Raw genomic sequence first — 24,353 nt, 5'->3', positions numbered from 1 at the left:
TTCAACGCTCGCCGTGTGGGCGCGCCGGCGCACGTGCCCCCGCCCGCTCGCCGGGGCTCACCCCGGGGGCGGCGAGGTTCGCCCGCGAGAGCGCCTCCTCGAGCTCCTTCGGGAGCGGGGCCTCGAGCTTCAGGGGCGCGCCGCCCGTCGGGTGCGGGAGCTCGAGCCGCCAGGCGTGGAGGAACATGCGCCGGAGGCCCCAGCGCTGCTTCGCGGCGCGGTTCGCGGGGAAGTCGCCGTAGCGCTTGTCGCCGAGCACCGGGTGGCCGGCCGCCTCGAGGTGGCGGCGGATCTGGTGCGTGCGGCCGGTCTCGATGCCGACCGCGAGGAGCGAGGCGTCCTTCCCCGAGGACAGGACCTTCCAGCGGGTCAGCGCCTCCTGCAGGTTCACCCCGCGCGCCGCCTTGGAGCGCGCGGTCTGCTCGTGCTCGGCGAGCGGCAGGTCGATCGTGCCGACCTCGCGCGGCATCTTCCCCTTCACGAGCGCGAGGTAGGTCTTCTTCACCCCTTCGCCGCTCGTGAAGATCTCGGTGAGCCCCACCATCGCCTTGCGCGTCTTCGCGACGAGCACGACCCCGGAGGTGTCGCGGTCGAGCCGGTGCGCGGGCGAGGGCTTGAACTCGGTCGGCGGAAGATCCTCGGGCGTGCCGAGGTGCGCGCGCGCCATCTCCACGAGCGTGGCGCCGGTGATCCCGGTGCCGGGGTGGGCCGCGAGCCCCGCCGGCTTGTCGACCGCGAGGACGTCGGCGTCCTCGTGGAGGACGCCGAAGGTGACCTCGCCCGCCCGCGCCGCGCCCTTCGACGGCTCCGCCCTCGCGAGGAGCCGCTCCTCGTCGCCGCGGATCACGATCGTGTCGCCCGCCTGCACGAGCTGCTCCGCCTTGCCGCGCGCGCCGTTCACCCGGACCTTCCGCGTGCGGAACATCTTGTAGACGTGCGAGAGCGGCACGTCGCGGAGCGCCTTGCGCACGAGCTTGTCGAGCCGCTGCCCGGCGGCGTCCTCGGAGACCGTGATCGTCAGCACGGGGATGTTCTACAGCACCCGCCCGCTCCCGACGACTTCGCGCGTCCGTGCGGAGGAGCGCCCGGCCGCCGCGACCTACGCCACCGCGTCGTGCGGGAGGCGGAGCTCGAGCGGCGAGGTCTTCACGAGCGAGACGACGAAGATCGCCCCCGCCACGAACGCGTCGTGGAACGCGACCCACGCGTGCGCGTGCGGGAACCAGAGCGTCGTCGCGAACAGCCAGACGGCGAGGCCGGTGTCGAGGAAGCGCAGGAACGGCGCGTAGAGCGCGAGCAGCGCGTTCGTCGCGACCCAGAGCCCGACGAGCCAGGTGCTGAAGCCGACGCCGCCATCGCGGGGGAGCAGGAAGGTCGAGGCGAAGAGCCACAGGCCGAGCGCCATCTCCACGGCGCGAACGCGCACGCTCGACGCGACCGGCGTGAAGGGAGGCAGCCCACGCATGCCCCGATCATGCGCACCGCTGGTGCACGTGCAAGCGGCCCGCGCTCCCCGCGCGCCTCTCCGCTCGCCGCGCGGACGCGCGACACCCCGCGACCCCGCGCGCCGGTCCGCGCACGGAGCGCCGCGGCGGCACCCGCCCGCTCGCCGCGGCGCCCGCGAGGCCGCCCCCAGCGGCACGTGGCGCCGCGCCGGCCGGCCGGTATCTCCGCCCGGCCGGAGGGATACGATGGGATCTCCAGAGGTGAAGGGCTTTGGCCAGGGCGATCCGGCCCTCGCGGCCTGGGCCGAGTCCGTGTACGGGCCGGAGGACGAGGTGCTGCGCGAGATCCGCGCGCGCAGCCGCGCGGCGGGGCTGCCCGCGATCGAGGTCGGCCGCTTCGACGGGCTCCACCTCGAGGTGCTCGCTCGCGCCTGCGCGGCGCGCCGGATCGTGGAGATCGGCACGCTCGGCGGCTACAGCGGCGTGTGCCTCGCCCGCGCCCTGCCGGACGGCGGCGTGCTCGACACCTTCGAGCTGCGCGAGTCCCACGCCGCGCTCGCCCGCGCCGCCTTCGCGCGCGCCGGCGTCGCCCATCGCGTGCGGCTCCACGTCGGCCCGGCGCTCGAGCGGCTCCGCGACGTCGAGGCGGAGGGCCCCTTCGACCTCGTCTTCGTCGACGCGGACAAGGGCGGCTACCCCGCCTACCTCGCCTGGGCGGAGGCGCACCTCCGCGTGGGCGGGCTCCTCCTCGCCGACAACACCTTCGGCTTCGGCCACGTCCACGAGCCGGCCGCCGCCGGCGAGGACGCGGCCGCGATGCAGCCGCTGCGCGAGTTCAACGAGCGGCTCGCCCGCGGCGGGCGCTTCCGCGCGACGATGCTGCCGACCGCGGAGGGGATGTCGCTCGGGGTGAAGGTGCGCTAGAGCAGCTCGAGCTGCATTTGCTCCCGCAGCGGCTCCGCCCGGATCCCCTCCTTGCGGAGCGCGGCGGCGAGCGCGTCGGCGTGGCCGTGCACGGTGAACACGCGCGAGGCGCCGGTCGCCTTCGCGTAGCCCATGAGGCCGGGGAAGTCGGCGTGGTCGGAGAGCGGGAAGGCGGCGTCCACCCCGCGGAACCAGCGCGCGCCGTCGATCGCCCAGCCGGTGAGCATGGCGGTGCGCCGCCGGCGCAGGCCGCGCATCGCCGGGCTGCGGGCGAGGTGCGGCGGCGCGACGACCACCTCCCCCGGGCCCGCGCCCTCCGGCCCGAGCGGCCGGACGTTCGGGAGCGCGACGCCCTCCGCCTCGTAGACCCGGTTCACGGCGTGCACGACCGGGTGGGCGCGGCAGGGGTAGCCCGCATCGGAGAGGAACTTCAGGATCTCCTGGGCCTTGCCGAGCGCGTAGCCGAGGAGCACGGGGGTCACCCCGTCCGACAGGGCGTCGTCGACGAACTTCCGGATGGCGGCGAGCGTCTCGGCCTTGGGCGGGAAGACGTAGCGCGGGAGGCCGAAGGTCGACTCCATCACGAGCACGTCGCAGGGCATCACGTCCGCCTGCTCGGCGGCGTGGGTCGGCTCGGTGCAGAGGTCGCCCGTGTACCCCACGGCGACCTCGTTGCGCGTGACGCGGAGCTGCGCCGAGCCGAGCACGTGGCCGGCGCTGAAGAGCTCGAGGGTCAGCTCGCCGAGGCCGAACGGCGTGCGGTAGCCGACCGGGAGCGCCTCGGTCTTGCGGCGCTTGGGCTCGCCGAGCCGGTGGCGCATGAGCGCGATGGTCGCGGCGGTCGCGATGGTGCGGTCGTGGCGGCCGATGTGGTCGCCGTGCGCGTGCGAGACGAACGCACACTCGACGCGTCGCTTCGCGTCGAGGTGGAGCACGCTGTTCGTGATCCGGAGCTCACCTCGGTGGAGCTCGATCGGCGGCCGCCTCATCGGGCGCCCGTTCTACACCGCGCTCCCCACAGGCGCGAACCCCCGCCCGCGCGCCCGCTCCGGCGCGCCGCGGGGGACTCGCGCCCAGGGGGCGTCGGTCACTCGTCGTGGGCGGGCGGCGGGCGCCGTTCAGCCGGCGTCCCCTCCGTCTTCGCCTCGCGCTTCTTGCCCTCGGCCTCGCCCGGCTTCCGCTCCGCCGTGCGGTCCTGCTCCTCCAGGTCGTGGATCTTCTTCTCGAGCGAATGGAATCCGCCTCGCTTGCCTTCCGCCATCGCCCACCTCCGTGTCGACCAGGATCGTCACCCCGCCGGCGGAGCGCAGCGCGGGGCCGTAGGGGTAACCCCTCGGCGGCGCCCGAGTCGGGGCCCCTCCCCCTCAGGCGGGCTGTCAGCCCCCTCGGGCATGATGCGCGCCGCCATGGCCCTACCTCTTCGAAAGAACCCCGAGCCCGCCCAGGCGGGCCCGGGCGCGCCCCGGGAGGCGACGATGAAACCGCAGCGCACCGTCGACGTGGGGGAGCGGCTGCCCCTCCTGCAGAGCATCCCGCTCTCGCTCCAGCACCTCTTCGCGATGTTCGGCGCGACGGTGCTCGTGCCCTACCTCGTCGGCCTCGACACCTCGGTGACCCTCTTCACCTCGGGCGTCGGCACGCTCCTCTACATCTTCATCACGAAGGGGAAGATCCCCGCCTACCTCGGCTCGTCCTTCGCCTTCATCGCCGCGTTCATCGGGATCCTCGGCGCCAAGGCCGGCGAGCTCGCCACGCCGGCGCGGGTCTCGGTCGCGATGGGCGGCTGCGTGGTGGTGGGCCTCATCTACATCGCGGTCGCGCTCCTCATCGGCAAGTTCGGCACCGGCTGGATCGACCGGATCCTGCCGCCGGTGGTGATCGGCTCGGTGGTGATGGTCATCGGCCTCGGCCTCGCCCGCACGGCGGTGGTGACGATGGCGATGGAGGGCGGCAGCGGGACCTACCACCCCGAGTACTTCGCGGTTGCGCTCTCGGCGCTCGCGATCGCCATCCTCGCCGCGGTGTTCCTGAAGGGCTTCCTCGGCGTCATCCCCATCCTCATCGGCATCGTGGGCGGCTACGTCGTGGCGCTCCTCGCCGGGCAGGTGAACTTCGCGGCGGTGAAGACGGCGGCGCCGCTCGCGGTGCCCCCCTTCGTGCTCCCCACCTTCACCTGGGCGGCGGTGCTCACGCTCGCGCCGATCTCGCTCGTCGTCATCACCGAGCACATCGGCCACCTCATCGTCACGAACAACATCGTCGGCCGCGACTTCGTGAAGGACCCCGGCCTGCACCGCTCGCTCGCGGGCGACGGCGTGGCGACCGCCTTCGCCGGCCTGGTGGGCGGCCCGCCCAACACCACCTACGGCGAGAACATCGGCGTCATGGCCATCACCCGCGTGTTCAGCGTGTGGGTCATCGGCGGCGCGGCGGTGATCGCCATCGTGATGTCCTTCTTCCCGCCGGTGGGCGCCCTCATCCGCACCATCCCGACCCAGGTGATGGGCGGCATCTGCATCCTGCTCTTCGGGATCATCGCCTCCGCCGGCATCCGCATGCTCGTCGAGGCGGGCATCGACTTCTCGCAGAAGCGGAACCTCATCATCGCCTCGGTCGTGCTCGTCATCGGGATCGGCGGCGCGCGGCTGCACATCGGCACGGTCGAGTTCAGCGAGATGCCGCTCGCCACGTACGTCGGCATCCTCCTGAACCTCATCCTGCCGCGCGGCCTCGAGAAGGGCGCGGGCGAGGCGGCCGGCGAAGCCGCCGACGTGTAGCCGCGCCCCGCGCGCGCTTCATCGAGCGCCCGGTCCGCGTGAGCCGCGGCCGGGCGCTCGTCGTTCCGGGACGGGCAGCGGCGATCGGAGGCTCACCGCAAGAGCAGGTAGTAGAGCCGGCCGGGCTGCTTCATCCGGCCCGCCGCGCTCTCCGCGTAGGCGCCGCTGCCGAAGAACAGGTCGATGCGGGCGGAGGTCTTGATGGCCCCGCCCGCGTCCTGATCGAGGAAGAAGCGGCCGAACGGCTTCATCGGCCCGCCGGCGGCGTCGGCCGGCCGCTCCGTCTCGACGAACGCGAGCGCGCCCTTCGGGAAGACCCTCGCGTCGGCGGCGATGGTGCGGTCGGGCGTGACCGGCACGCCGAGCGCGCCGAGGGCGTCGTCGGCGAAGCGGAAGAAGACGTAGGACGGGTTCGTGGCGAGGAGCAGCGACTGCTCGGCCGGGTTCGCCGCGAGCCACGCCTTGATGGTCTGCATCGAGACCTGCTCGCGCGGGATCGCGCCGCGGCGGACGAGCTCGGCGCCGATCGCCTCGTAGCGGTGCCCGTTCTTGCCGGCGTAGGTGACGACGCGGCTCGTCCCGTCCGGAAGGCGCAGGACGCCGCTCCCCTGGATCTCGACGAAGAACGCGTCCACCGCGGAGGTGACGTAGGCGAGCTCCGCCCGCTGGCCGGCGATCGCCCCGCCCGCGATCTCGGCGCGGGTCGGGTACGGCACGAGCCGGCCGTCCTTCACCCGGCCGATGAGGTCGGCCGAGAGCGCCGGGAAGTCGCGCGCGCGGACCTGCACGAGATCCTCCGGCGCGCGGTGCAGGGGGACCTGGTAGCGGCCGCCGCGCTCGAGCGCGCCCTCGAGCTCGGGCAGGTAGTAGCCGGTGAAGAGCACCGTCCCGCGCCCGTCCCCGACCGAGCGGAACACGCGGAACTCGCGGCGGAGCGCCTCGCGCAGCGCGGCCGGCGGGGGCCTCTCGGCGACGAGCTCGCGGAAGCGGCGCAGCGAGGCGGCCACCCGGGCGAGCGGAACGCGCTCCTTGCCGAAGGCGAGCGTCCGGCCGGGATCGGCCTGGGCGAGGCGCGCGAAGTACTGGAGGGAGCGCTCGAGGGCGAGGTCGAGGCCCGCGTAGTCGAGGTCGTCCGCGAAGGCGGGGAACGCGCTGGCCGGGAGCTCCTCGAGCGCGCCCTCGGCGCTCGTCGCCGCCTGCGGCGGTGGAGGCGGCGGGACGGTGCGGCAGGCGGCGAGCGCGAGCGAGGCGACGAGGGCGAGGCGGAGAGCGCGGCGCATCGCGCACGATAACCCGGGCTCGGCCGGCGCCATTCCGCCCGCTCGCTCGCCCGCCCGGCCGGGGGGTCAGGAGGCGGCGCGCGACGGCTCGCGCGCGGAGGAGCGCGCGGGCTGGAGGACGGCGTCGAGGCGCGCGCCGACCTGGGTCCACAGGAAGTGCTTCAGCACCCGGGCGCGCCCGGCGGCGCCCAGATCGCGGGCGCGGGCCGGATCGCCGAGGAGGGCCACGAGCGCGTCGGCGAGCGCGGACGGATCCGCGGGCGGGACGAGGAGCCCGGTCCTTCCCTCCTCGATGATCTCCGGCACCGCCTCGACCTCCGTCCCGACGCACGGCACGCCGCACGCCATCGCGTCGAGGAAGGCGATCCCGAACGGCTCCACCAGCGTGGGCAGGGTGAACACCGTCGCGCGAGAGAAGAGCTCCTCGAGCCGCTCGTACGGCACCGGCCCGAGCTGCTCGGCCCCGACCGGCAGCGCGAGCGGCTCGGGCGGGCCGGCGATGAGGAGCCGGGCCGAGGGCCGGCGGCGGCGGACGAGCTCGAACGCGTCGAGCAGGACCGTGCCTCCCTTGCGCGCGAACTCGCGGCCGACGAAGAGGATCGTCTCCCCGTCGTCGGCGCGCACCGGGCGCTCGGGCATGACGTTCGCGCCGGCGCCCACGACCACGACCCGCTCGCGCGCGAGGCCGTAGTCGCGGACGAGCGAGCGGGCCACGTTCTCGGAGAACGTCGCGATGGCCGCGGCGCCTCGATAGCAGGCCCGCTCCCGCTCGAACCAGGCCCGCCCGTAGCGCGGCGGCGCGGCGAGGCCTGCCTGGGGATAGGCAGGGGCCGCCTCGGCGAGCGCCCGGGTGTGATCGAGGAGGAGGACGTACGGCAGCCGCGCCGGGAGCCCGGGCGAGAACAGCGCGCCGTTCTGGAGCACCACGTCGGGCGCAGGGTCGAGCGCCGCGAGCGCGGCGCCGAGGTGGCGCGAGTGGACGTCGAAGGCGTAGGGGGTGTTCCAGCGGTAGGTGAGCGCCTGGCTCCCGAAGCGCGCCGTTGCGAGCGCCAGGTGCACGGCCACGTCGCGGGTGAGGCGCGGCATGCGCGTCGCCGGGTGGCGCAAGTCGAGCGGCCCGCGCGCCGAGACGGACGAAAGGCGGTGGCCGCGTGCCCGCAGCGCCTCCGCCACGTGCAGGGTGACGCCGCTCTGTTCCCCGTAGTTGGTGTAGGCGATCGAGAGAGACGAGTCGGGTCGATCCATGCGCGTTTTGAGCCCTCGCGGTCACCCGACAAGATGTAGACCGCCCGGGAACGGGGGAAGCCCTGCGCCGGGCCCCCGCACGTACGGGTGGAGGAACGCCGCACCCGCGCGCGGCCTCCCGCCGACTCTCCCCGGCGGCAGGTCCCGCGGCCCGCGGCGCCCTCAGCCGGCGCGCCCCTCCGCCGCCGCGAGCTTCGGGTCGACCCCGCTGCGCCGCCCCTCGAGGAGGCCGCCCACCTCGCCGGCGATCACCCCGAGCACGATGAGCGCGCCGCCGCCCCAGTCGGTGAGCCGGAGCGGCTCACCGCCGTAGAAGTGGCTGAAGAGCGCGGCCGCGACCGGCTCGAGCGAGAAGATGAGCGCGGCGCGCACGGCGGTGGTGTGCCGCTGTCCCCAGTTCTGCACGAAGAACGCGAGGGCGGTCATGAACACGCCGGTGAAGACGACCGTCCCCGCGAACACCGCCGCGCCCTCGGGCCGGTAGTAGCGCACCTCGAAAGGCAACATCGCCGCGGCGCCGAGGAAGGTGACGGTGATCTGGGCGAGCGTGAGCGGCACGACCGGGTGCCGGGGCGACCACTCGGAGGTGTAGACGATCTGCAGCGCGAACGCGACCGCGCAGCCGGCGGTGAGGAGGTCGCCGAGCCGCACCCCCGCATCGACGGCCTCGCCGAACGGGTGGGTGAGCAGCGCGAGCCCGGCGACCGCCAGCGCGACCCCCGCCCAGCTCGCGACCTTCACGCGCCGGCCGAGGAGGAAGCGGGCGACGAACGGGACGATGAGCACGGCGAGCCCGGTGAGGAACCCGGAGCGCGAGGGCGTCGTGTGGCGGAGCCCGACCGTCTGCAGGACGAAGCCGGCGAGCATGAAGATGCCGAGCAGGGCTCCGTGGCGGAGGAACGCCGCGCCCACCCGGTCGCGCCGCCAGAGCGCGACGGCGGCGAGGAGCGCCGCGGCGATCCCGAAGCGCGCCGCGAGGAACACGGCCGGCGAGGCGACGGAGAGCACGCCCTTCACGAAGTGGAAGGTCGTGCCCCAGAACAGCGTGAGGACGAGGAGCGCGAGGTCGGCCACGCGCTAGCCCTCCGCCTCGAAGCGGCCGTGCAGCTTCACCGGCGCCTCCTTCGCGCGCCGCATGCGCATGTTGAGGAGCTCGACCCCCAGCGAGAAGGCCATCGCGAAGTAGATGTAGCCCTTCTCCACGTGGCGCCCGAACGACTCGGCGACGAGCATGACGCCGATGAGGATGAGGAAGGCGAGCGCGAGCATCTTCATGGTCGGGTGCCGCTCGACGAACTCGCCGATCGTCCCTGCGAACACGAGCATCACGCCCACCGCGAGCACCATCGCGGTCACCATCACCGAGAGGTGCTGCGCCATGCCGACGGCGGTGATGACCGAGTCGAGCGAGAAGACGATGTCGAGTACGCCGATCTGGACGATCACCCCCCAGAAGCTCCCCGCCCCGCCCCGCGCCCCCGCCTCCGGGCCGTGCTGCACCTCGAGCTTGTCGTGGATCTCGAACGTCGCCTTCGCGATGAGGAAGAGCCCTCCCCCGAGGAGGATGAGGTCCCGGCCGGAGAACCCGTGGCCCGCGATCGCGAAGACCTCGCGGGTGAGCCGCATCACCCAGGTGATCGCGAAGAGGAGCCCGAGCCGCGTCACGAGCGCGAAGGCGAGCCCGAGCCGCCGCGCGCGCGGCTGCTCGTGCGACGGCAGCCGGCCGGCGAGGATGGTGAGGAACACCACGTTGTCGATGCCGAGGACGATCTCCATCGCGGCGAGGGTCGCGAGCGAGATCCAGGTGCCGGGCTGGGTGAGCAGGTCGAGCATGCCGGCCTCCCCATGCCCGATGCCGGCGCCCTTGTCGAGCGAGAGCGGTTGCTCCCCCTCCCGCCGGCGCGCGGGAGCGCCCGAGCTCGGGCGCCCGGCTCAGCCGGCGAGGGCGAAGCGCCGGACGCCGCCCGCGGCCGCGCGGACCACCTCGCCGCGCGCCTCGAGCAGCTCGAGGTTCGCGACCGTCTCCGACATCGTGAGGAACGCGTCCGGAGGCTTCGCCCAGGGGAAGAGCGCGCGGGAGAGCTCCCAGGCGGTCCGCGGTCCCTGCGCGAGGAGCTCGCGCAGCTTCGCCTGCCGCTTGCCGTAGAAGTCGACGAGCCGGTCGATGACCGCGCGGTGGCCGGAGAACGGCGGACCGTGCCCGGGGAGCACGAGGTCCACCTCGAGGGCGTGCATCCGCCGGACGCTGTCGAGGTAGGCGAGGAGCGGGCGGAAGTAGCCCTCCTCGCCGTTCGGGCCGAGCTCGATGAGCGGGTTCGGCGAGACCTTCTGGAGGAGGTGGTCGTCCGAGAAGAAGAGCCGGCGCGCGCGATCGTGGAGGCAGACGAGGCCGGGGGTGTGCCCCGGCATGTGGAGAACCTCGAGGTCGAGGTGGCGACCGCGGATCCGCTCGCCCTCGCCGATGGGGTGGGCGTGCGCGACGCGCGGCGCGAGCTCGAAGCTCTTCTCCCCCGCCGCGGCGGTCGCCTCGATCACCTCCGCCGGCACGCCGAGCCGCGCGAGGTGCGCCGCGTAGGCGCCCGCCTGATCGCGCCAGCGCCAGCCCCCCTCGGACACCTTGGGGAGATCGGCCGGGTGCGCGAACACCGGCGGTCCGTCACCGTGGCGCTCCTGGATGAAGCGCGCCCCGCCGTAGTGGTCCACGTGGCCGTGGGACACCACGATGCGCGTGACCTCGTCGAAGCGCCGGCCGATGCGCCGGAAGCCCTCCTCGATCGCGCCGTGCGCCTCGGCGCTCGCGAAGCCCGAGTCGAAGAGCACGAGCCCGCCGCCCGCCTCCTCGATCGCGTAGAGGTTGACCGGTCCGCCCGCCTGCGGGAACGGGATCGGCACCGCGATGCGATACACCCCGAGCCCGGCGAGATCCGCTTCCGTCATCACCCCTCTGTTCTGACGGGGGCTGCGCCCCCGCCCCGCCGAGCGGAGCTCGTCGGGGCCCCACCCCTGCTCGCCGGGTCCCGTGCGCCACCGCGGGCGGCTTCGCCGCTATCGCGGTGGCCCCCCCCGCCGCGCGCGGCCCCCCGCCCCCGCGCGGGGGCGCTGGCCCGGGGGGGGGGGGCCCGCCCCGGCGGGCTCGCTTCGCTCGTTGTCTGTTTCCGAATCATCTCGGCTCGTTCAGCGGCTCTTCTTCAGCTTCTCGGCGAGCTCCGGCAGCGCCTTGAAGAGATCCGCCACGAGCCCGTAGTCCGCGAGCTGGAAGATCGGCGCATCGGGATCCTTGTTCACCGCGACGATCACCTTCGATCCCTTCATCCCGGCGAGGTGCTGGATCGCCCCGGAGATGCCGGCGGCCACGTACAGCTCCGGCGCGACCACCTTGCCGGTCTGCCCGACCTGCCAGTCGTTCGGGACCCAGCCCGCGTCCACCGCCGCGCGGCTCGCGCCCACCGCGGCGTTGAGCTCGTCGGCGAGCGCCTCGACGGGCTTGAAGTCGCCCTTCGTGCCGCGCCCGCCCGCGACCACGATCCGCGCCTCGGTGAGCTCGGGCCGCGCGCTCTTCACCTCCTTGAACCCGGCGTAGCGGGTCCTGAGCGCGCCCGCGTCGACGCTCACCTTCGCCGCCGTCACCGCGCCCTTCCCCTCCTTCGCGGCAGCGGGGAACTCGGTCGCGCGCACGGTGAACACCTTCACCGGCGTCGCGAGCGCGACCTCGGCGAGGACGTTGCCCGCCCACATCGGCCGGCGGAACGTCACCTCCGCGCCCTCGCCGCCGAAGCCCAGCACCTCCGTCGCCATGCCCGCCTCGAGCAGCGCCGCGACGCGCGGGAGGAGGTCCTTGCCGAACGCGGTCGCCGCCGCGCCCACGTGGGACGCCTGCACGGCGCGCGCGAGCTCGACGAGGACCGGCGCGTGCGCCTCCGCGAGCGGGTGCTCGAGCACCGCCGCGTCGGCGGCGTGCACCTCGGCGCCGTAGCCCGAGAGCTCCTCGGCGACGGGGCCGATCCCCTTCCCGAGCACCGCGAGGTGCAGGGTCCCGCCGGTGCGGCGCGCGACCTCGCGCCCGGCCGAGATCGCGTGCAGGGTCGCCTTGCGGACCGCGCCGCCGAACTGCTCCGCCACGATGAGGACGTTCGCCATGGTCTGTCCCTCGCCGCTAGACGACCTTCGCCTCGTCGTGGAGCTTCTTCCAGAGCTCCTCGACGTCCTGCACCTTCACGCCGCCCTTGCGCGACGGCGGCTCGGAGAGCTTCTTCACGACCACCTTCGGCGCGAGATCCACGCCGAGCGCGGCCGCCGCGAGCTCCTTCAGCTCCTTCTTCTTCGCCTTCATGATCCCGGGCAGCGAGGCGAAGCGCGGCTTGTTGAGCCGGAGGTCGGTCGTCACCACCGCCGGGAGCGAGACCTCGAGCGTCTCGACGCCGCCGTCGACCTCGCGCACGACCGCGACCGACTTGCCGTCCGCGGCGAGCTTCACGCCCGGCTCCTTCTTCTGCTCGGCCTCGCTCTCGAGGCTCTCGATCTTCGAGGCGAAGGTCGCCTGCCCGAGCCCGAGCCGCGCGGCGAGGTACTGGCCGGCCTGGTTCTGGTCGTCGTCGATCGACTGCTTGCCGAGGATGACGAGGTCCGGCTTCTCGAGCTCGAACACCTTCGCGAGCAGGGCGGAGACCACCACCGGATCGAGCGGGCCGTCGTGGCGGACGAGGATCCCGCGGTCGGCGCCCATCGCCAGCGCGGCGCGGATCTCGGTGGCCGACTTCTCGCCCCCGATCGAGGCGACGATCACCTCGCCGCCGTGCCTCTCCTTCAGGCGGAGCGCCTCCTCGACGGCGATCTCGTCGAAGGGGTTCATCTTGTAGTTCACCCCATCGGTGACGATCCCGGCGCCGTCGGGCTTCACCTTGATCTTCGACTCCGGGTCTTCCACGCGCTTCGCGGTCACGAGGATCTTGAGGGGCATGCGTGCACCTGATTGTCGAATCGGTTCGGGGCCGCAACATCTTGCGCAGCGCGGCATCGAGCCGCAACCGAAAAGGCAAGCGCCTGCGCCCCACGAGGGCGCGGCCAGAAAGAGGCGGTCGTGCGAGAGAGCGGTTACGAGGTGGAGACTCGGGCCCCAGGCGGGCTCGTTCTCGCTCCGTCAAACTCGCTCCAAGGAGAATCGAAGATGCGCAGCTCCCTCGCACTCGCGATCGCCGCCGTCGTGTTCGCCTTCCCCGCCGCGGCCCAGTCCCGCGCGCAGACCGAGTCCGCCATCAAGGGCACGGGCAAGTACGGGGCGGCCGGCTGCGGCCTCGGCTCGATGGCGTTCGGCGACACGCCGGGCGCCGTGCAGATCCTCGCCGCCACCACGAACGGCCTCTTCGGCACCCAGACCTTCGGCATCACCACCGGCACCTCGAACTGCGGCCCTGGCCTCTTCGCCATGGGCACGAAGAACTTCGTCGAGGCGAACCGCGAGGCGCTCGCGAAGGACATCTCCCGCGGCGAGGGCGAGGCGATCGGCGCGCTCACCGTCATCAACGCCTGCGGCGACTCGCACAAGGTCGGCGCGGCGCTGCAGAAGAACTTCAAGACGATCTTCCCGAGCGAGAGCGCGTCGAACGACGACGTGACGCGCGCGATCCTCGAGACGCTGCACGGCGACCAGAGCCTCGGCTGCGGCAAGAGCTAGGCGGGGCGGACGAGGCCGCGGCACGGCCCTCGTGGTAATCAGGAGCGCGGATGGCCTCCCCGGGCGCCGCGCTCCTTCTATTTCTCCTCGTCGCCAGCCCCGTGGCGGACGTCGCGCCGGGCGGCGCTCCCGCAGCGCAGGCCGCGCCCCTCGTCGCGCGCGCCCGCGCGTCGCGCCTCGCGGAGGATCCGGGCTGGCTCCGCCTCGGCCACTGGCGGAGGGGGCTCCGCGGCCTCCGGAGCGAGGTCGACGGTCGCGAGTTCTTCCTCGCGAAGACCGGCAAGATTGATCCCGCCGCCGAGCTCGAGGCCACCATCGAGGGCCTCTTCTCGCCGGGGCCGTTCGCGGAGGAGCTCGCGGATCCCTTCTGCCGCTTCCCGGCCCGTGTCGCCTTCCTCGCCGCGCGGCTCGGGCTCGACCCCGCCGCCCTGCCGCCGCGCAGCTGCCCCAAGCTCGACGACTTCCTCGCCCGCGTCCGCCCCGGGGGCGTGACGCTCGTCTTCTCCTCCTACTACCTCAACAACCCGTCCTCCTCGTTCGGCCACACGCTGCTCCGGCTCGACAAGGCGGAGGGGGCGCTCGAGGGGAAGCACTTCGAGCTCCTCGACTACGGCGTCGACTACGCCGCGACGGTCGACACCTCGAACGCCATCCTCTACGCGGTGAAGGGGCTGTTCGGCCTCTTCAAGGGCGAGTTCAAGCACTACGCGTACTACTACAAGGTCCGGCAGTACGGGGACTTCGAGTCGCGCGATCTGTGGGAGTACGACCTCGCCCTCGCGCCCGAGGAGACCCAGCTCCTCGCGCGCCACCTGTGGGAGCTCGGCGGGACCTGGTTCGCCTACTGGTACCTCGACGAGAACTGCAGCTACCACGTGCTCGGCGCGCTCGAGGCGGCCGCGCCCCGGCTCGATCTCCTCTCGCACGTCGGCCGCGCCGTCGTCCTCCCCTCCGACACGGTGAAGGCCCTCTACGCGAACGCCGGGCTCGTCCGCGCCGTCCACTACCGCCCCTCGATCCGCACGCAGTTCGAGGCGCGCGCCCGCGCGCTCGACGCGCTCGAGCTCCGCACGGCGGTCGAGCTCGCCGGCCGTCCGGCGGCGCCGTTCCCCGATGCGCTGGCGCCAGAGCGGCGCGTCGCCGTGCTCGACGCGGCCCAGGACCTCCTCGACCTGCGCCACGGGCGGAAGCTCGTCATGGGCGAGGACCCCGCCGCCGCCCAGCTCCGCCAGGCGCTCCTCGAGCGGCGCGCGGAGATCCCGGTGCCGAGCGTGGCGCTCGAGGTGCCCGCTCCCGAGGTGCGCCGCCCCGACCAGGGTCACGGCTCGTTCCGCGCCGGGCTCGCGGGCGGCGCGTCCCGGGCGTACGGCGGCTACGCCGCGCTCGACGGGCGGCTCGCGCTCCACGACCTCGCCGATCCGCTCAGAGGGTACCCGCCCACCGCCCAGATCGAGTTCCTCCCCACGCGGCTGCGCTACTACCCGGAGCACCAGCGGCTCGAGCTCGACGACGTCTCGCTCGTGAAGGTCGTCTCCTTGAACCCGGTGTCGCGCTGGGACCAGCGCCCCTCGTGGCGGATGCGGGTGGGCGCGACGACCGTGCGCGACGGCGGCTGCGCGGGCTGCCTCGCCGGCGCGATCGAGCTCGGGGGCGGCCTCGGCGCGGCGAACCTGGCGGGCCCGGTGGACCTCCTCGCGCTCGGGGACGCCGAGCTCCTCGGCTCCCCGCGCCTCGATGGCATCCGCGGCGCCGGCGTGCGGCTCGGGCTCGGCCCCTCCGCGCTCGTGCGGATCCGCGCCGGCGAGCGCGCGGTGCTCCTCGCCGAGGCGCGCTGGCGCTACCTGCCCTTCGCCGTCCCCGAGCAGACCTGGACCGTGTCGGGCACGCTCCGGCTGCACCTCGCGAGGGCGCTCTCGCTCGCGCTCGAGGCGCGCGCGGCGCCCGAGGAGCGCGACGTGCAGGCGGGCGTGCTCGTCTACCGCTGACGCGGGCGCTCGACCCGGCGCGCGGCCGGCCGTCGCCGCACCGATCACGCCGAGTGAAGAGCCTTCAGCGCCTGCCCGTAGCGCCGCGCCCGCTCCTCCCCGCGCACCACGCGCAGCGCGCCCTCCGCGAGCGCGCGCAGCTCGTCCTCGCCGGCGAAGACGTGCACGGGCGCGATCCAGCCGACGCGGCGGCGCACGCCCTCGACGACGAGCGGCAGGTGGGCCATCCCGCCGGTGAGCAGCACCGCGTCCAGCTCGCCCTCGAGGGCGGCGGCGAGCGCGCCCACGGCCTTCGCGACCTGGTAGCACATGGCGTCCACCACGACGCACGCCTGCGAGTCGCCCGCCTCGCAGCGGCGGATCGCCTCGCGCGCGTCGCGGGTGCCGAGGTACGAGAAGAGGCCGCCGTCGCCGAAGAGCCGCCGCTTCAGCGCGCGCTCGTCCGCGCCGGCCGCGAAGCAGAGGTCCACGAGCGCCATCGACGGCACCCCGCCGGCGCGGTCGCCGGAGAACGGCCCCTCGTCCTGCGGGTTCACGACGTCCACCATCCGCCCCTCGCGCTGGGCGGAGAGCGAGACGCCGGTGCCCATGTGGACCACCACGAGCCGCAGGTCCTCGAGCGCGCGGCCGGTCTGCGCCGCGTAGCGCCGCGCGACCGCCCGCATGTTGAGCGCGTGGGAGAAGCTCCGCCGCTCGACGCCGCACAGGCCGGACACGCGGGCGACCGGATCGAGCTCGTCCACCGACACCGGGTCGACGATGAACGCCGGGCAGCCGTGGTCCTCGGCGAGCGCACTCGCCATGGGCGCGCCGAGGTTCGAGGCGTGCTCGCCGCGCTCGGCGCGCTCGAGGTCCTCGATCATGGCGCCGTCCACGAGGTAGGTGCCCGAGCGCAGCGGCGGCAGGAGCCCGCCGCGGCCGGCGACCGCGGCGAGCGCGCCCCGCGCGACGCCGGCGTCGGCGAGCAGGCCCCGGGCGGCGGCGAGGCGCACCGGGAGCTCGTCGAGGACGCGCGCGGCGGGCCGCTCCATGAGCGCGGGGTGGGTGAGCTTCTCCTCGCGCACGAGCGCGTCGCCGCGATACAGCGCGAGCTTCGTGGAGCCCGCGCCAGGGTTCACCGCGAGGACGAGCGGCTCCCCGCCCACCGTGTCCGTCGTCATGGCCGTCCGTCCCCGGGCGCCGCCGCGCCGCCTGACGCGAGCGAGGCCGCCGAAAGCACGCCGAGCGCGATCGAGAAGATCTTGTCCTCCGCCCGCTCGACGCGGGACGGGATGAGCACCGGCGCGCGCGCGCCGACGATGACGTGCCCCACGTGCCGGCGGGCGAGGTAGGTGAACGCCTTGCCGAGGGCGTTCCCGGTCTCGATGGTCGGCACGAGCAGCAGATCGGCGTGGCCGGCCACCGGGTGGTCGATGCCCTTCGCGCGCGCCGCCTCGGGGCTGAGCGCGTTGTCGAGGGCGAGCGGGCCGGAGACGACGCAGCCCGCGAGCTCGCCGCGGGCGTTCGCCTCGGCGAGCGCCTGGGCGTCCTTCGTGGCGGTCATCGCCTCGTTCACGGTCTCGACCGCGCACAGGCACGCCACCCTGGGCCGCTCGTAGCCGAGCGCGTGGAAGAGCCGGACCGCGTTCTCCACGATCTCCTTCTTCTGCGCGAGGGTCGGGGCGACGTTCACCCCGCCGTCGGTGACGCCGAGCAGCCGCGGCCGCTCGGAGAGCGGATGATCGGCGACGAGCACGTCGGAGAGGAGCCGCCCGTCGCGCAGCCCGTCGGCGCGGTCGAGGATGGCGCGCAGGAGGTCCGCCGTCGGCAGGCGGCCCTTCATGAGCACGGCCGCCTCCCCGCCGCGCACCATCGCCACCGCGCGCCGCGCCGCGTCGGCGTCGGTCTCGGCCGGCTCGATCCGGTAATCGGCCGGATCCTCCCCGGCGGCGGCGAGCCGCGCGCGGATCCCCGCCGGTGAGCCGACGAGCACGATCTCCGCGATCTTCTGGCGCCGCGCGAGCGCCGCCGCCGCGAGCGCGGTCTCGTTCTCCGCCGCCGCCACCGCCACGCGAAGTGGACCTCTGGAGCGGGCGGCGGCGACGAGCCGCTCGAGCGTGGGGATGGGAATCATCGCTGGCCTCGCGGTACTATGCCGTCCCTTTGCCCAATCTCGCCACCGGCCGGCCGGCTTTTACCCCGGACGGCTGCGCCCTGCACGTCCCGTGATGAGGCGCGCGCGAGGAGGAGACGCGCTTCCGATGGAACGACGGCTTCTTTCCGGCGACGAGGCGGTGGCAGCCGCGGCCGCGGACGGCGGGGTGCACCTCGGCACCGGCTACCCCGGCACGCCCTCCACGGAGATCCTGGAGGCGTTCTCGGCGCTCAGGGGCAGGGCGCAGTGGGCCCCCAACGAGAAGGTCGCCCTCGAGGTCGGGCTCGGGGCGGCCTTCGCCGGCGCGCGCGCGATCGTCACCATGAAGCACGTCGGCCTGAACGTCGCCGCCGACCCCCTCTTCACCGCCGCCTACACCGGCGTCTCGGGTGCGCTCGTGGTGGTCGCCGCCGACGATCCGGGCATGGCCTCCTCGCAGAACGAGCAGGACAGCCGCCGCTACGCGGTCGCCGCCGGGCTGCCCATGCTCGAGCCCGCCGACTCGCAGGAGGCCTACGACCTCGCGCTCGCCGCGCTCGAGCTCTCGCAGCGCTGGCAGCTCCCGGTGATCCTGCGGATGACGACCCGGGTGTGCCACTCGAAGTCCATCGTCGTCCGCCGCTCGAGGAGCGCGCCCGCGCAGGTCCCGCGCTTCCGGCGCGACGTCGCCGCCCGCGTGATGATCCCGGCCTACGCCCGCCCGGCCCACCTCCGGCTGCGCAAGAAGCTCGAGAGCCTGCAGGCGTGGGCGGAGACCGCGCCGCTCGCCGTCTGGCGCGAAGGGGACGGGAAGCTCGGCATCGTCGCGAACGGCGTCACCGCGCGCCACGCCCGCGAGGCGGCGCCCGGGGCGAGCCTGCTCGAGCTGAAGCTCGTCCACCCGCTCCCGCTCGAGAAGATCCGCGCCTTCGCCGCCTCGGTCGAGCGCTGCGTCGTCCTCGAGGAGGGAGATCCGGTCATCGCCGACGCCGTGCGCGCGGCGGGCATCGCCGTCGAGGCGAAGGCGCCCGCGTTCCGCTTCGGCGAGCTCGACGTCCCGCGCGTGCGCCGCATCCTCGCGCGAGATCTCTCGCCCGAGCCGGAGGCGCCGAAGGGCAAGCCCCCCCAGCTCTGCGAGGCCTGCCCGTACCACCCGGTCTACTCGACCCTGAAGAAGCTCGGCTGCATCGTGGCGGGCGACATCGGCTGCTACACGCTCGGCGTGCTCCCGCCGTACGAGGGGATGGACACCTGCGTGGCGATGGGCGCGTCGCTCGGGGTCGGGCTCGGGCTCCGCCACGTCCTGCCGGAGGAGGACGCGCGCAAGGTGGTGTCGATCATCGGCGACTCGACCTTCGTCCACACCGGCCTGAACGGGCTCGTGGAGATGGTCTACAACCCGCCGCCCACCGGCCACGTGCTCGTCGTGCTCGACAACGGCACCACCGCCATGACCGGGCAGCAGGAGCACCCGGGCACCGGCCGCACCCTCGACCACGCCCCCACGGGCAAGCTCTCGATCGAGGGGCTCGCGCGCGCGCTCGGCGTGACGAACGTCGACGTCGTCGATCCCATCGCCGATCCGGCCGGGTTCGAGCGGCTGCTCGCGGACCGGCTCGCGCGCCGCGAGCTCTCCGTCGTCGTCGCGCGCCGCCCCTGCATCCTCGCCGCGGCCGACATCCGCAAGTACGAGAAGGCCGCGGCCGCCGCCGGCTGCGCGGCCTGCCCGGAGGTCGAGAATGTCTGACGGGGCGAACGTGGTGAACGTCGTGTTCGCGGGCCTCGGCGGCCAGGGCGTCATCAAGGCCTCGGACATCCTCGCCGACGCCGCCTTCCGCGCCGGCCGCGACGTGAAGAAGGCCGAGGTCCACGGGATGAGCCAGCGCGGCGGCTCGGTCACCTCCGACGTCCGCTTCGGGCGCGAGGTGCTCTCGCCGATGGTGCCGCGCGGCGAGGCGCACTACCTCGTCGTCCTGTCCGCGTCGGAGCTCGCCGTCGCCCGCCCGCTGCTGGGTCCGAAGGGCGTCCTCATCCCGCCGGACCTCGTCGACGAGGCGGCGCTCCCGAACCGGAAGAGCCTCAACGTCGCCCTGCTCGGCGCGCTCGCCCGCCACCTCGATCTGCCCGAGGAGCACTGGCTCGCGGCGATCCGGGCGGCGCTCCCGGAGCGGCTGCACGAGGTGAACGAGAAGGCGTTCCGGCTCGGCCGCGCGGCGGCGCTCCGGGCGTAGGTCGCGAGGCGAAGCGCACACGGCGGGCGGCGGCGGGGCCGGGGAAGAGCGAAAGGAGCGGCTCCAGGTGAGCAGCCAGTGGAACGACGCGCCCGGGGGCTTCCACCCCGCGAGCGCCCCCGACTTCCTGCCGCGGCGTGAGCTCGCGCGGCTCCAGCTCGGCCGGCTGCAGTCGGTCGTCGAGCGCGCCCACGCGCGGGTCGAGCTCTTCCGGCGGCGCATGGAGGAGCGGGGCCTCTCGCCCGCCGGCGTGCGCTCGCTCGAGGACCTCGGGCGCCTGCCCTTCACGGTGAAGACCGATCTCCGCGACACCTACCCGTTCGGCCTGTTCGCGAGCCCGATGGAGCGGATCGTGAGGCTCCACGCCTCGTCGGGCACGACCGGCAAGCCCATCGTGGTCGCCTACACCGAGGCCGACCTCCGCGTGTGGACGAGCGTGATGGTCCGCACGTTCGCCGCCTGCGGGCTCCACCGCGGCGACGTCATCCAGAACGCCTACGGCTACGGCCTCTTCACCGGCGGGCTCGGCGCGCACTACGGCGCCGAGGCGCTCGGCGCGACGGTGATCCCCATCTCCGGCGGCAACACCGAGCGCCAGCTCATGGTGCTGCAGGACTTCGGGGCGACCGCGATCTGCTGCACGCCCTCGTACATGATCCACCTGGTCGAGCGCGCGCGCGAGGCGGGGATCTCCTTCGAGCGGCTCAAGGTGGGCGTGTTCGGCGCCGAGCCCTGGACGGAGGAGATGCGCCGCCACATCGAGGCGGCCGCCGGCATCCGCGCCCACGACGTGTACGGCCTCTCCGAGATCATCGGCCCGGGGGTCGGCATCGAGTGCGAGCGGCGCGACGGGCTCCACCTCTTCGAGGACCACTTCTACCCGGAGATCATCGACCCGGAGACGGGCGAGGTCCTCCCCGACGGCGCCGAGGGCGAGCTCGTCCTCACCACGCTGTCGAAGGAGGCGATGCCGATGATCCGCTACCGCACGCGCGACATCACCTCGCTCATCCCGGAGCCGTGCGCCTGCGGGCGCACGCTGCGCCGCATCCGCCGCATCGGCCGCCGCTCCGACGACATGCTCATCATCCGCGGGGTGAACGTGTTCCCCTCGCAGGTGGAGGCGGCGCTCCTCGCGGTCGAGGGGACCCTGCCGCACTACCAGATCGTCCTCGCCCGCGTGCACGGCCTCGACGAGATGGAGGTGCAGGTGGAGGTGACGCCGGAGGTGTTCTCCGACGTCATCGGCGCGCTCGAGGCGCTCCGGCGCAGGCTCGAGGCCGCCATCGACCACGTCGTCGGCATCCGCGTGAAGGTGACGCTCGTCGCGCCGCGCACGCTCGCCCGCAGCGAGGGCAAGGCGAAGCGCGTCCTCGATCGGCGCAACGTCTAGGAGGGGTCCCGTGAAGATCCGCCAGCTCTCGCTGTTCCTCGAGAACCGCCCCGGCCAGCTCCGCTTCCCCTGCAAGGTGCTCGGCGACGCCGGCATCGACATCGTCACCATGTCGCTCGCCGACACCGCGCAGTTCGGCATCCTGCGCCTCGTCGTGAAGGAGTGGGAGCGCGCGAAGGCGGTGCTCGACGCGGCGGGCGTGGTGGTGAACGTGACGGAGGTGCTCGCCGTAGACGTCCCCGACCGGCCGGGCGGGCTCGCCGCGGTCCTCGACGCGTTCGAGCAGGCCGGCGTGGGCGTCGAGTACATGTACGCGTCCGCCGCGCGGGAGCGCGGCCTCCACGCGACGCTGCTCTTCCGGCTCGAGGATCCCGACCGCGCCGCGAAGCTCCTCGAGGCGGCGGGCGTGAAGCTCGTCGGCCCCGACGAGCTCTTCGCGCGCTCGTAGGGGGACGCCCGTGCCGACCCCCGTGCTCGAGAGCCCCATCCACGATCCCGCCGAGACGCTCCCGGTCCCGGAGCGCCGCGCGCTCCAGGCGCACCGCCTGCAGGAGACGGTCCGCCGCGCGAGCGCCGTCCCCTTCTACCGCGACGCGCTCGGCCGCGCCGGCGCCACGGCCGAGGCGGTCCGCTCGGTGGACGACGTCCGCCGGCTCCCCTTCACCACCAAGGACGATCTCCGCGAGGAGTACCCGCTCGGCCTCCTCGCCGTGCCGAGGGGCGAGCTCGCCCGCGTCCACGGCTCGTCGGGCACGACCGGCAAGCCCACCTTCGTCGCCTACACCCGCCGCGACCTCGAGACCTGGTCCGGCCTCGTCGCGCGCTTCCTCGTGGCGGGCGGGCTGCGCCCCGACCACCTGGTCCACGTCGCCTTCGGCTACGGCCTCTTCACGGGCGGGTTCGGCCTCCACTACGGGATCGAGCGGGTGGGCGCGGCGGTGGTGCCCGCCGCCGGCGGGAACACCCCGCGCCAGGTGATGCTCATCCGCGACCTCGGGGCGGAGGTGCTCGTCTGCACCCCGTCCTACGCGCTGCACATCGCGGAGGTGGCGGCCGCGGAGGGCTTCCGGCCGGGCGACCTCCCGCTCAGGCTCGGCCACTTCGGCGGCGAGCCCTGGACCGAGGAGATGCGCGCCGCCATCGAGGACGCGCTCGGGATCCGCGCCTTCAACAACTACGGGCTCTCCGAGGTCATCGGCCCGGGCGTCTCGGGCGAGTGCCCGTACCGCACCGGCATGCACGTGCAGGAGGATCACTTCCTCGTCGAGTGCGTCGACCCCGACACCCTCGCCCACGTGCCCGACGGCGAGGTGGGCGAGCTCGTCTTCACGACGCTCACCAAGGAAGCGATGCCGGTCCTGCGCTACCGGACGCGCGACCTCGCCGCCCTCGATCGCTCCCCTTGCCCCTGCGGCCGCACCGGCGTGCGGATGAGCCGCGTGGTGGGCCGCTCCGACGACATGCTCATCATCCGCGGGGTGAACGTGTTCCCCTCGCAGATCGAGGAGGCGCTGCTCCGCGTGGAGGGGACGGCGCCGCACTACCTCATCGAGGTCTCGCGCCCGGGCTCGCTCGACGAGGCGGTCGTCAAGGTGGAGATGCGCCCCTCGGACTTCCGCGACGAGATGCGGCAGCTCCAGGAGCTGCACGACCGGATCGACCGCGAGATCCACGCCGTGACCGGCGTGCGCATGGCGGTCGAGCTCGTCGCGCCGAACACGCTCGAGCGCTCCGCCGGCAAGGCGAAGCGGGTGCTCGATCACCGGCGCACGGGCCGGAGCTAGTCGAACCGGCGCGATCCCCGACACCGCAGGGCATCGGGGATCGCGGACCGTGGCTCACAGCGCGAGGAGCGTCGAGAGCTCGAGCTGGTTCGCGGTGTACGTGTCCTTGCCGGCCGTCGTCGCCGTGTCCGTCACGTAGCGCGTCGCCTCGAGGCCGAGGCGCCAGCGCGAGGTGAGGTTCACGAGCGCGCCGGCGGAGAGCTGGCTGTTCCGCGTGATCGGGCTCGACGTCGCGCTGGCGGCGGGGAGCGTCGCGTCGCGCGGGTCCTCCCGCCCGGCGCCGAGGAGGAAGGTGTACCCGGCGACGGGGGTCACCGCCGCCTGCGCCCACAGCCCGCGGGTCTCGACGTTCGAGACGCGCGCCAGGACCGGATCCGCCACCACGCCCTTCCCGTTCACGGTGTAGACGATGTCGAGGTTCTCGCCCGTGAACGCGCCGCCCACGAGCTGCACGTGGGGGAGGTCGAGCTTCAGGTCGAGGGCGAGGGCGCGGCTGTCGGTCGTGACGTCCTTCGCGGACCGATCCGCGCTGGCGGCGAAGGAGTACTTCTCGCGCCCGTAGTGGCCCGAGAGGCCCAGCTCCGCGGTGGCCTTGCCGCCCGGGCGGAACACGCCCGCGAGCCGCGCCTCCACGTTCGGCACCCCCGAGCGCTCCCCGACGGGCCCCGGCGCGCCGTTGGCGGCGTCGGCGGTGACGCCGGCCCGGTCGATGGGCGCGAGCGCGCCCACCTGGTAGACGAGGCCGAAGGTCCCGCCGACGTCGCCGGACACGCGCACCTGCGGCGCGCGCCGGTAGAGGAAGCCCGCGCCCGCGAAGCGCGGGGTGGCGAGGTGCGACAGGCTCTGCGCGAAGTACGGGCCGCCCACGATGCCCCAGGTCTGCCCGGCGAGCACGGCGAGGTTGCCGAGCGTTGGCCAGGCGGCCGAGACCCACGCGTGGCGCAGGCGCACGAGCGGCAGCGAGGGGTCGTCCGAGCCGAGGGTGTTCCCGCCCATGAAGTCGAGCTCCACGAGCGCCTTCAGCTTGGCGTTCAGGAGGAGCCCGTCCGACGGGATGCCGATGTTGAGCCGCAGCCGGCTCTGCCGCACGCCCATCCCGAGCGCCGCCTCGTCGCTGGCGCCGGCCCGCGCGAAGCGGGGCAGGTCGTTCGCGTTCAGCGCGCCCGAGCTCGCGTAGGTGTTGAGGATGAGCCAGCCGGAGGTGTCGAGGGTGAGCTTCTCCGCGGCGGGCGCCGGAGCCGCGAGGGGCGCCGGCGCGGCAGGGGGGGTGCCGGGCGGAACGTCTGCGCGCGCGGCGGGGGCGAGCGCGAGGAGCGCGAGGAGCGGCAGCGTGGGCTTCATGTCGGGATCCTTCGGCGAGCGAGGGCGGGGGACGACGAGCCCGCGATGCTAGCGAGCCCCGAGCGGGTTCCACAACCGCCGGATGGCCAGGTCACGACGCGCTGCGTGAGAGATCGACGGCGAGCCTGGGTCAATCTTCGCCCTGGCTCTCGCTGACCGCGGAA

At 74.1% G+C, this 24,353-nt stretch carries 23 protein-coding genes; 9 read left to right on the top strand and 14 right to left on the bottom strand.

Features of this window, described 5'->3' with window-relative positions; translation table 11 throughout:
* Position 1: 1 nt before the first annotated feature.
* Both MNY62_RS14650 and MNY62_RS14645 read right to left on the bottom strand, forming a co-directional pair.
* Complete coding sequence (locus tag MNY62_RS14650) at positions 2–1,024, bottom strand: RluA family pseudouridine synthase (protein ID WP_242344922.1); 1,023 nt, start codon at positions 1,022–1,024, stop codon at positions 2–4.
* A gap of 75 nt (positions 1,025–1,099) precedes the next feature.
* The gene (locus MNY62_RS14645; RefSeq protein ID WP_242344921.1) at positions 1,100–1,465 is read right to left on the bottom strand and encodes a hypothetical protein; all 366 of its coding nucleotides are present in this window, start codon (positions 1,463–1,465) and stop codon (positions 1,100–1,102) included.
* Between the two features lie 226 nt (positions 1,466–1,691).
* Between MNY62_RS14645 and MNY62_RS14640 the strand changes: the two genes are divergently transcribed.
* The gene (locus MNY62_RS14640) at positions 1,692–2,369 is read left to right on the top strand and encodes an O-methyltransferase (RefSeq protein WP_242344920.1); all 678 of its coding nucleotides are present in this window, start codon (positions 1,692–1,694) and stop codon (positions 2,367–2,369) included.
* Here MNY62_RS14640 and MNY62_RS14635 read toward each other — a convergent pair.
* Both MNY62_RS14635 and MNY62_RS14630 read right to left on the bottom strand, forming a co-directional pair.
* Positions 2,366–3,358: an MBL fold metallo-hydrolase gene (locus MNY62_RS14635; RefSeq protein WP_242344919.1), complete on the bottom strand. Its 993-nt coding sequence runs from the start codon at positions 3,356–3,358 to the stop codon at positions 2,366–2,368. The two genes, MNY62_RS14640 and MNY62_RS14635, sit on opposite strands and share 4 nt — an antisense overlap.
* Positions 3,359–3,456: 98 nt before the next feature.
* Positions 3,457–3,630 (bottom strand): hypothetical protein, encoded by a 174-nt coding sequence (locus tag MNY62_RS14630; RefSeq protein WP_242344918.1) that lies wholly within the window; start codon positions 3,628–3,630, stop codon positions 3,457–3,459.
* A gap of 214 nt (positions 3,631–3,844) precedes the next feature.
* On the opposite strand from MNY62_RS14630, the gene uraA reads away from it, so the two are divergent.
* A complete protein-coding gene (gene uraA, locus MNY62_RS14625) occupies positions 3,845–5,146 on the top strand; it encodes a uracil permease (RefSeq protein WP_242344917.1) in 1,302 nt (433 codons plus the stop codon).
* A gap of 92 nt (positions 5,147–5,238) precedes the next feature.
* Here uraA and mltA read toward each other — a convergent pair whose 3' ends face one another.
* The 7 genes from mltA to MNY62_RS14590 all read right to left on the bottom strand — a co-directional run bounded on the left by mltA (position 5,239) and on the right by MNY62_RS14590 (position 12,628).
* A complete protein-coding gene (mltA, locus tag MNY62_RS14620; protein ID WP_242344916.1) occupies positions 5,239–6,426 on the bottom strand; it encodes a murein transglycosylase A in 1,188 nt (395 codons plus the stop codon).
* A 66-nt stretch (positions 6,427–6,492) separates the two neighbouring features.
* Positions 6,493–7,671, bottom strand: coding sequence for a glycosyltransferase family 4 protein (locus tag MNY62_RS14615; protein ID WP_242344915.1), 1,179 nt, complete (start codon positions 7,669–7,671; stop codon positions 6,493–6,495).
* A gap of 162 nt (positions 7,672–7,833) precedes the next feature.
* Positions 7,834–8,745, bottom strand: a complete 912-nt coding sequence (locus MNY62_RS14610) for a DMT family transporter (RefSeq protein ID WP_242344914.1) — start codon at positions 8,743–8,745, stop codon at positions 7,834–7,836.
* A gap of 3 nt (positions 8,746–8,748) precedes the next feature.
* A complete protein-coding gene (locus MNY62_RS14605; RefSeq protein ID WP_242344913.1) occupies positions 8,749–9,504 on the bottom strand; it encodes a TerC family protein in 756 nt (251 codons plus the stop codon).
* 99 nt (positions 9,505–9,603) lie between these two features.
* On the bottom strand, positions 9,604–10,608 hold the full coding sequence (locus MNY62_RS14600; protein WP_242344912.1) for an MBL fold metallo-hydrolase: 1,005 nt from the start codon (positions 10,606–10,608) through the stop codon (positions 9,604–9,606).
* A 237-nt stretch (positions 10,609–10,845) separates the two neighbouring features.
* Positions 10,846–11,808 (bottom strand): electron transfer flavoprotein subunit alpha/FixB family protein, encoded by a 963-nt coding sequence (locus MNY62_RS14595; protein WP_242344911.1) that lies wholly within the window; start codon positions 11,806–11,808, stop codon positions 10,846–10,848.
* A 16-nt stretch (positions 11,809–11,824) separates the two neighbouring features.
* Positions 11,825–12,628 carry an electron transfer flavoprotein subunit beta/FixA family protein gene (locus tag MNY62_RS14590; protein ID WP_242344910.1) on the bottom strand — a complete coding sequence of 268 codons (804 nt, stop codon included), beginning with the start codon at positions 12,626–12,628 and terminating at the stop codon, positions 11,825–11,827.
* Positions 12,629–12,835: 207 nt separating this feature from the next.
* Between MNY62_RS14590 and MNY62_RS14585 the strand changes: the two genes are divergently transcribed.
* Entirely contained in the window at positions 12,836–13,342 is a 507-nt protein-coding gene (locus MNY62_RS14585) for a DUF3015 family protein (protein WP_242333983.1), read from the top strand.
* A gap of 50 nt (positions 13,343–13,392) precedes the next feature.
* Positions 13,393–15,327 (top strand): Lnb N-terminal periplasmic domain-containing protein, encoded by a 1,935-nt coding sequence (locus MNY62_RS14580; protein ID WP_242344909.1) that lies wholly within the window; start codon positions 13,393–13,395, stop codon positions 15,325–15,327.
* Between the two features lie 44 nt (positions 15,328–15,371).
* On the opposite strand, the gene buk is transcribed toward MNY62_RS14580, so the two are convergent.
* A complete protein-coding gene (gene buk, locus MNY62_RS14575; protein ID WP_242344908.1) occupies positions 15,372–16,487 on the bottom strand; it encodes a butyrate kinase in 1,116 nt (371 codons plus the stop codon).
* Positions 16,484–17,440 (bottom strand): bifunctional enoyl-CoA hydratase/phosphate acetyltransferase, encoded by a 957-nt coding sequence (locus MNY62_RS14570; protein ID WP_242344907.1) that lies wholly within the window; start codon positions 17,438–17,440, stop codon positions 16,484–16,486. The genes buk and MNY62_RS14570 overlap by 4 nt, the downstream gene beginning before the upstream one ends.
* A 127-nt stretch (positions 17,441–17,567) precedes the next feature.
* Between MNY62_RS14570 and MNY62_RS14565 the strand changes: the two genes are divergently transcribed.
* The 5 genes from MNY62_RS14565 to MNY62_RS14545 all read left to right on the top strand — a co-directional run bounded on the left by MNY62_RS14565 (position 17,568) and on the right by MNY62_RS14545 (position 22,848).
* Positions 17,568–19,187 (top strand): thiamine pyrophosphate-dependent enzyme, encoded by a 1,620-nt coding sequence (locus MNY62_RS14565; protein WP_242344906.1) that lies wholly within the window; start codon positions 17,568–17,570, stop codon positions 19,185–19,187.
* Positions 19,180–19,671 carry an indolepyruvate oxidoreductase subunit beta gene (locus tag MNY62_RS14560; protein WP_242344905.1) on the top strand — a complete coding sequence of 164 codons (492 nt, stop codon included), beginning with the start codon at positions 19,180–19,182 and terminating at the stop codon, positions 19,669–19,671. Before MNY62_RS14565 ends, MNY62_RS14560 begins: the two co-directional genes overlap by 8 nt.
* 67 nt (positions 19,672–19,738) lie before the next feature.
* The gene (locus MNY62_RS14555) at positions 19,739–21,064 is read left to right on the top strand and encodes a phenylacetate--CoA ligase family protein (protein ID WP_242344904.1); all 1,326 of its coding nucleotides are present in this window, start codon (positions 19,739–19,741) and stop codon (positions 21,062–21,064) included.
* 10 nt (positions 21,065–21,074) lie between these two features.
* On the top strand, positions 21,075–21,512 hold the full coding sequence (locus MNY62_RS14550) for an ACT domain-containing protein (RefSeq protein ID WP_242344903.1): 438 nt from the start codon (positions 21,075–21,077) through the stop codon (positions 21,510–21,512).
* A gap of 10 nt (positions 21,513–21,522) precedes the next feature.
* Positions 21,523–22,848 carry a phenylacetate--CoA ligase family protein gene (locus MNY62_RS14545; protein ID WP_242344902.1) on the top strand — a complete coding sequence of 442 codons (1,326 nt, stop codon included), beginning with the start codon at positions 21,523–21,525 and terminating at the stop codon, positions 22,846–22,848.
* A 54-nt stretch (positions 22,849–22,902) separates the two neighbouring features.
* Here the strand turns inward: MNY62_RS14545 and MNY62_RS14540 are convergent, their stop codons facing one another.
* On the bottom strand, positions 22,903–24,189 hold the full coding sequence (locus MNY62_RS14540) for a hypothetical protein (protein ID WP_242344901.1): 1,287 nt from the start codon (positions 24,187–24,189) through the stop codon (positions 22,903–22,905).
* Between the last annotated feature and the right edge of the window lie 164 nt (positions 24,190–24,353).

It is taken from the genome of Anaeromyxobacter terrae (assembly GCF_022690685.1).
In the GTDB taxonomy this organism is placed as follows: domain Bacteria; phylum Myxococcota; class Myxococcia; order Myxococcales; family Anaeromyxobacteraceae; genus Anaeromyxobacter; species Anaeromyxobacter terrae.
Note: the sequence above shows the minus strand (reverse complement) of the source record. Positions and strands in the feature narration are given on the sequence as shown.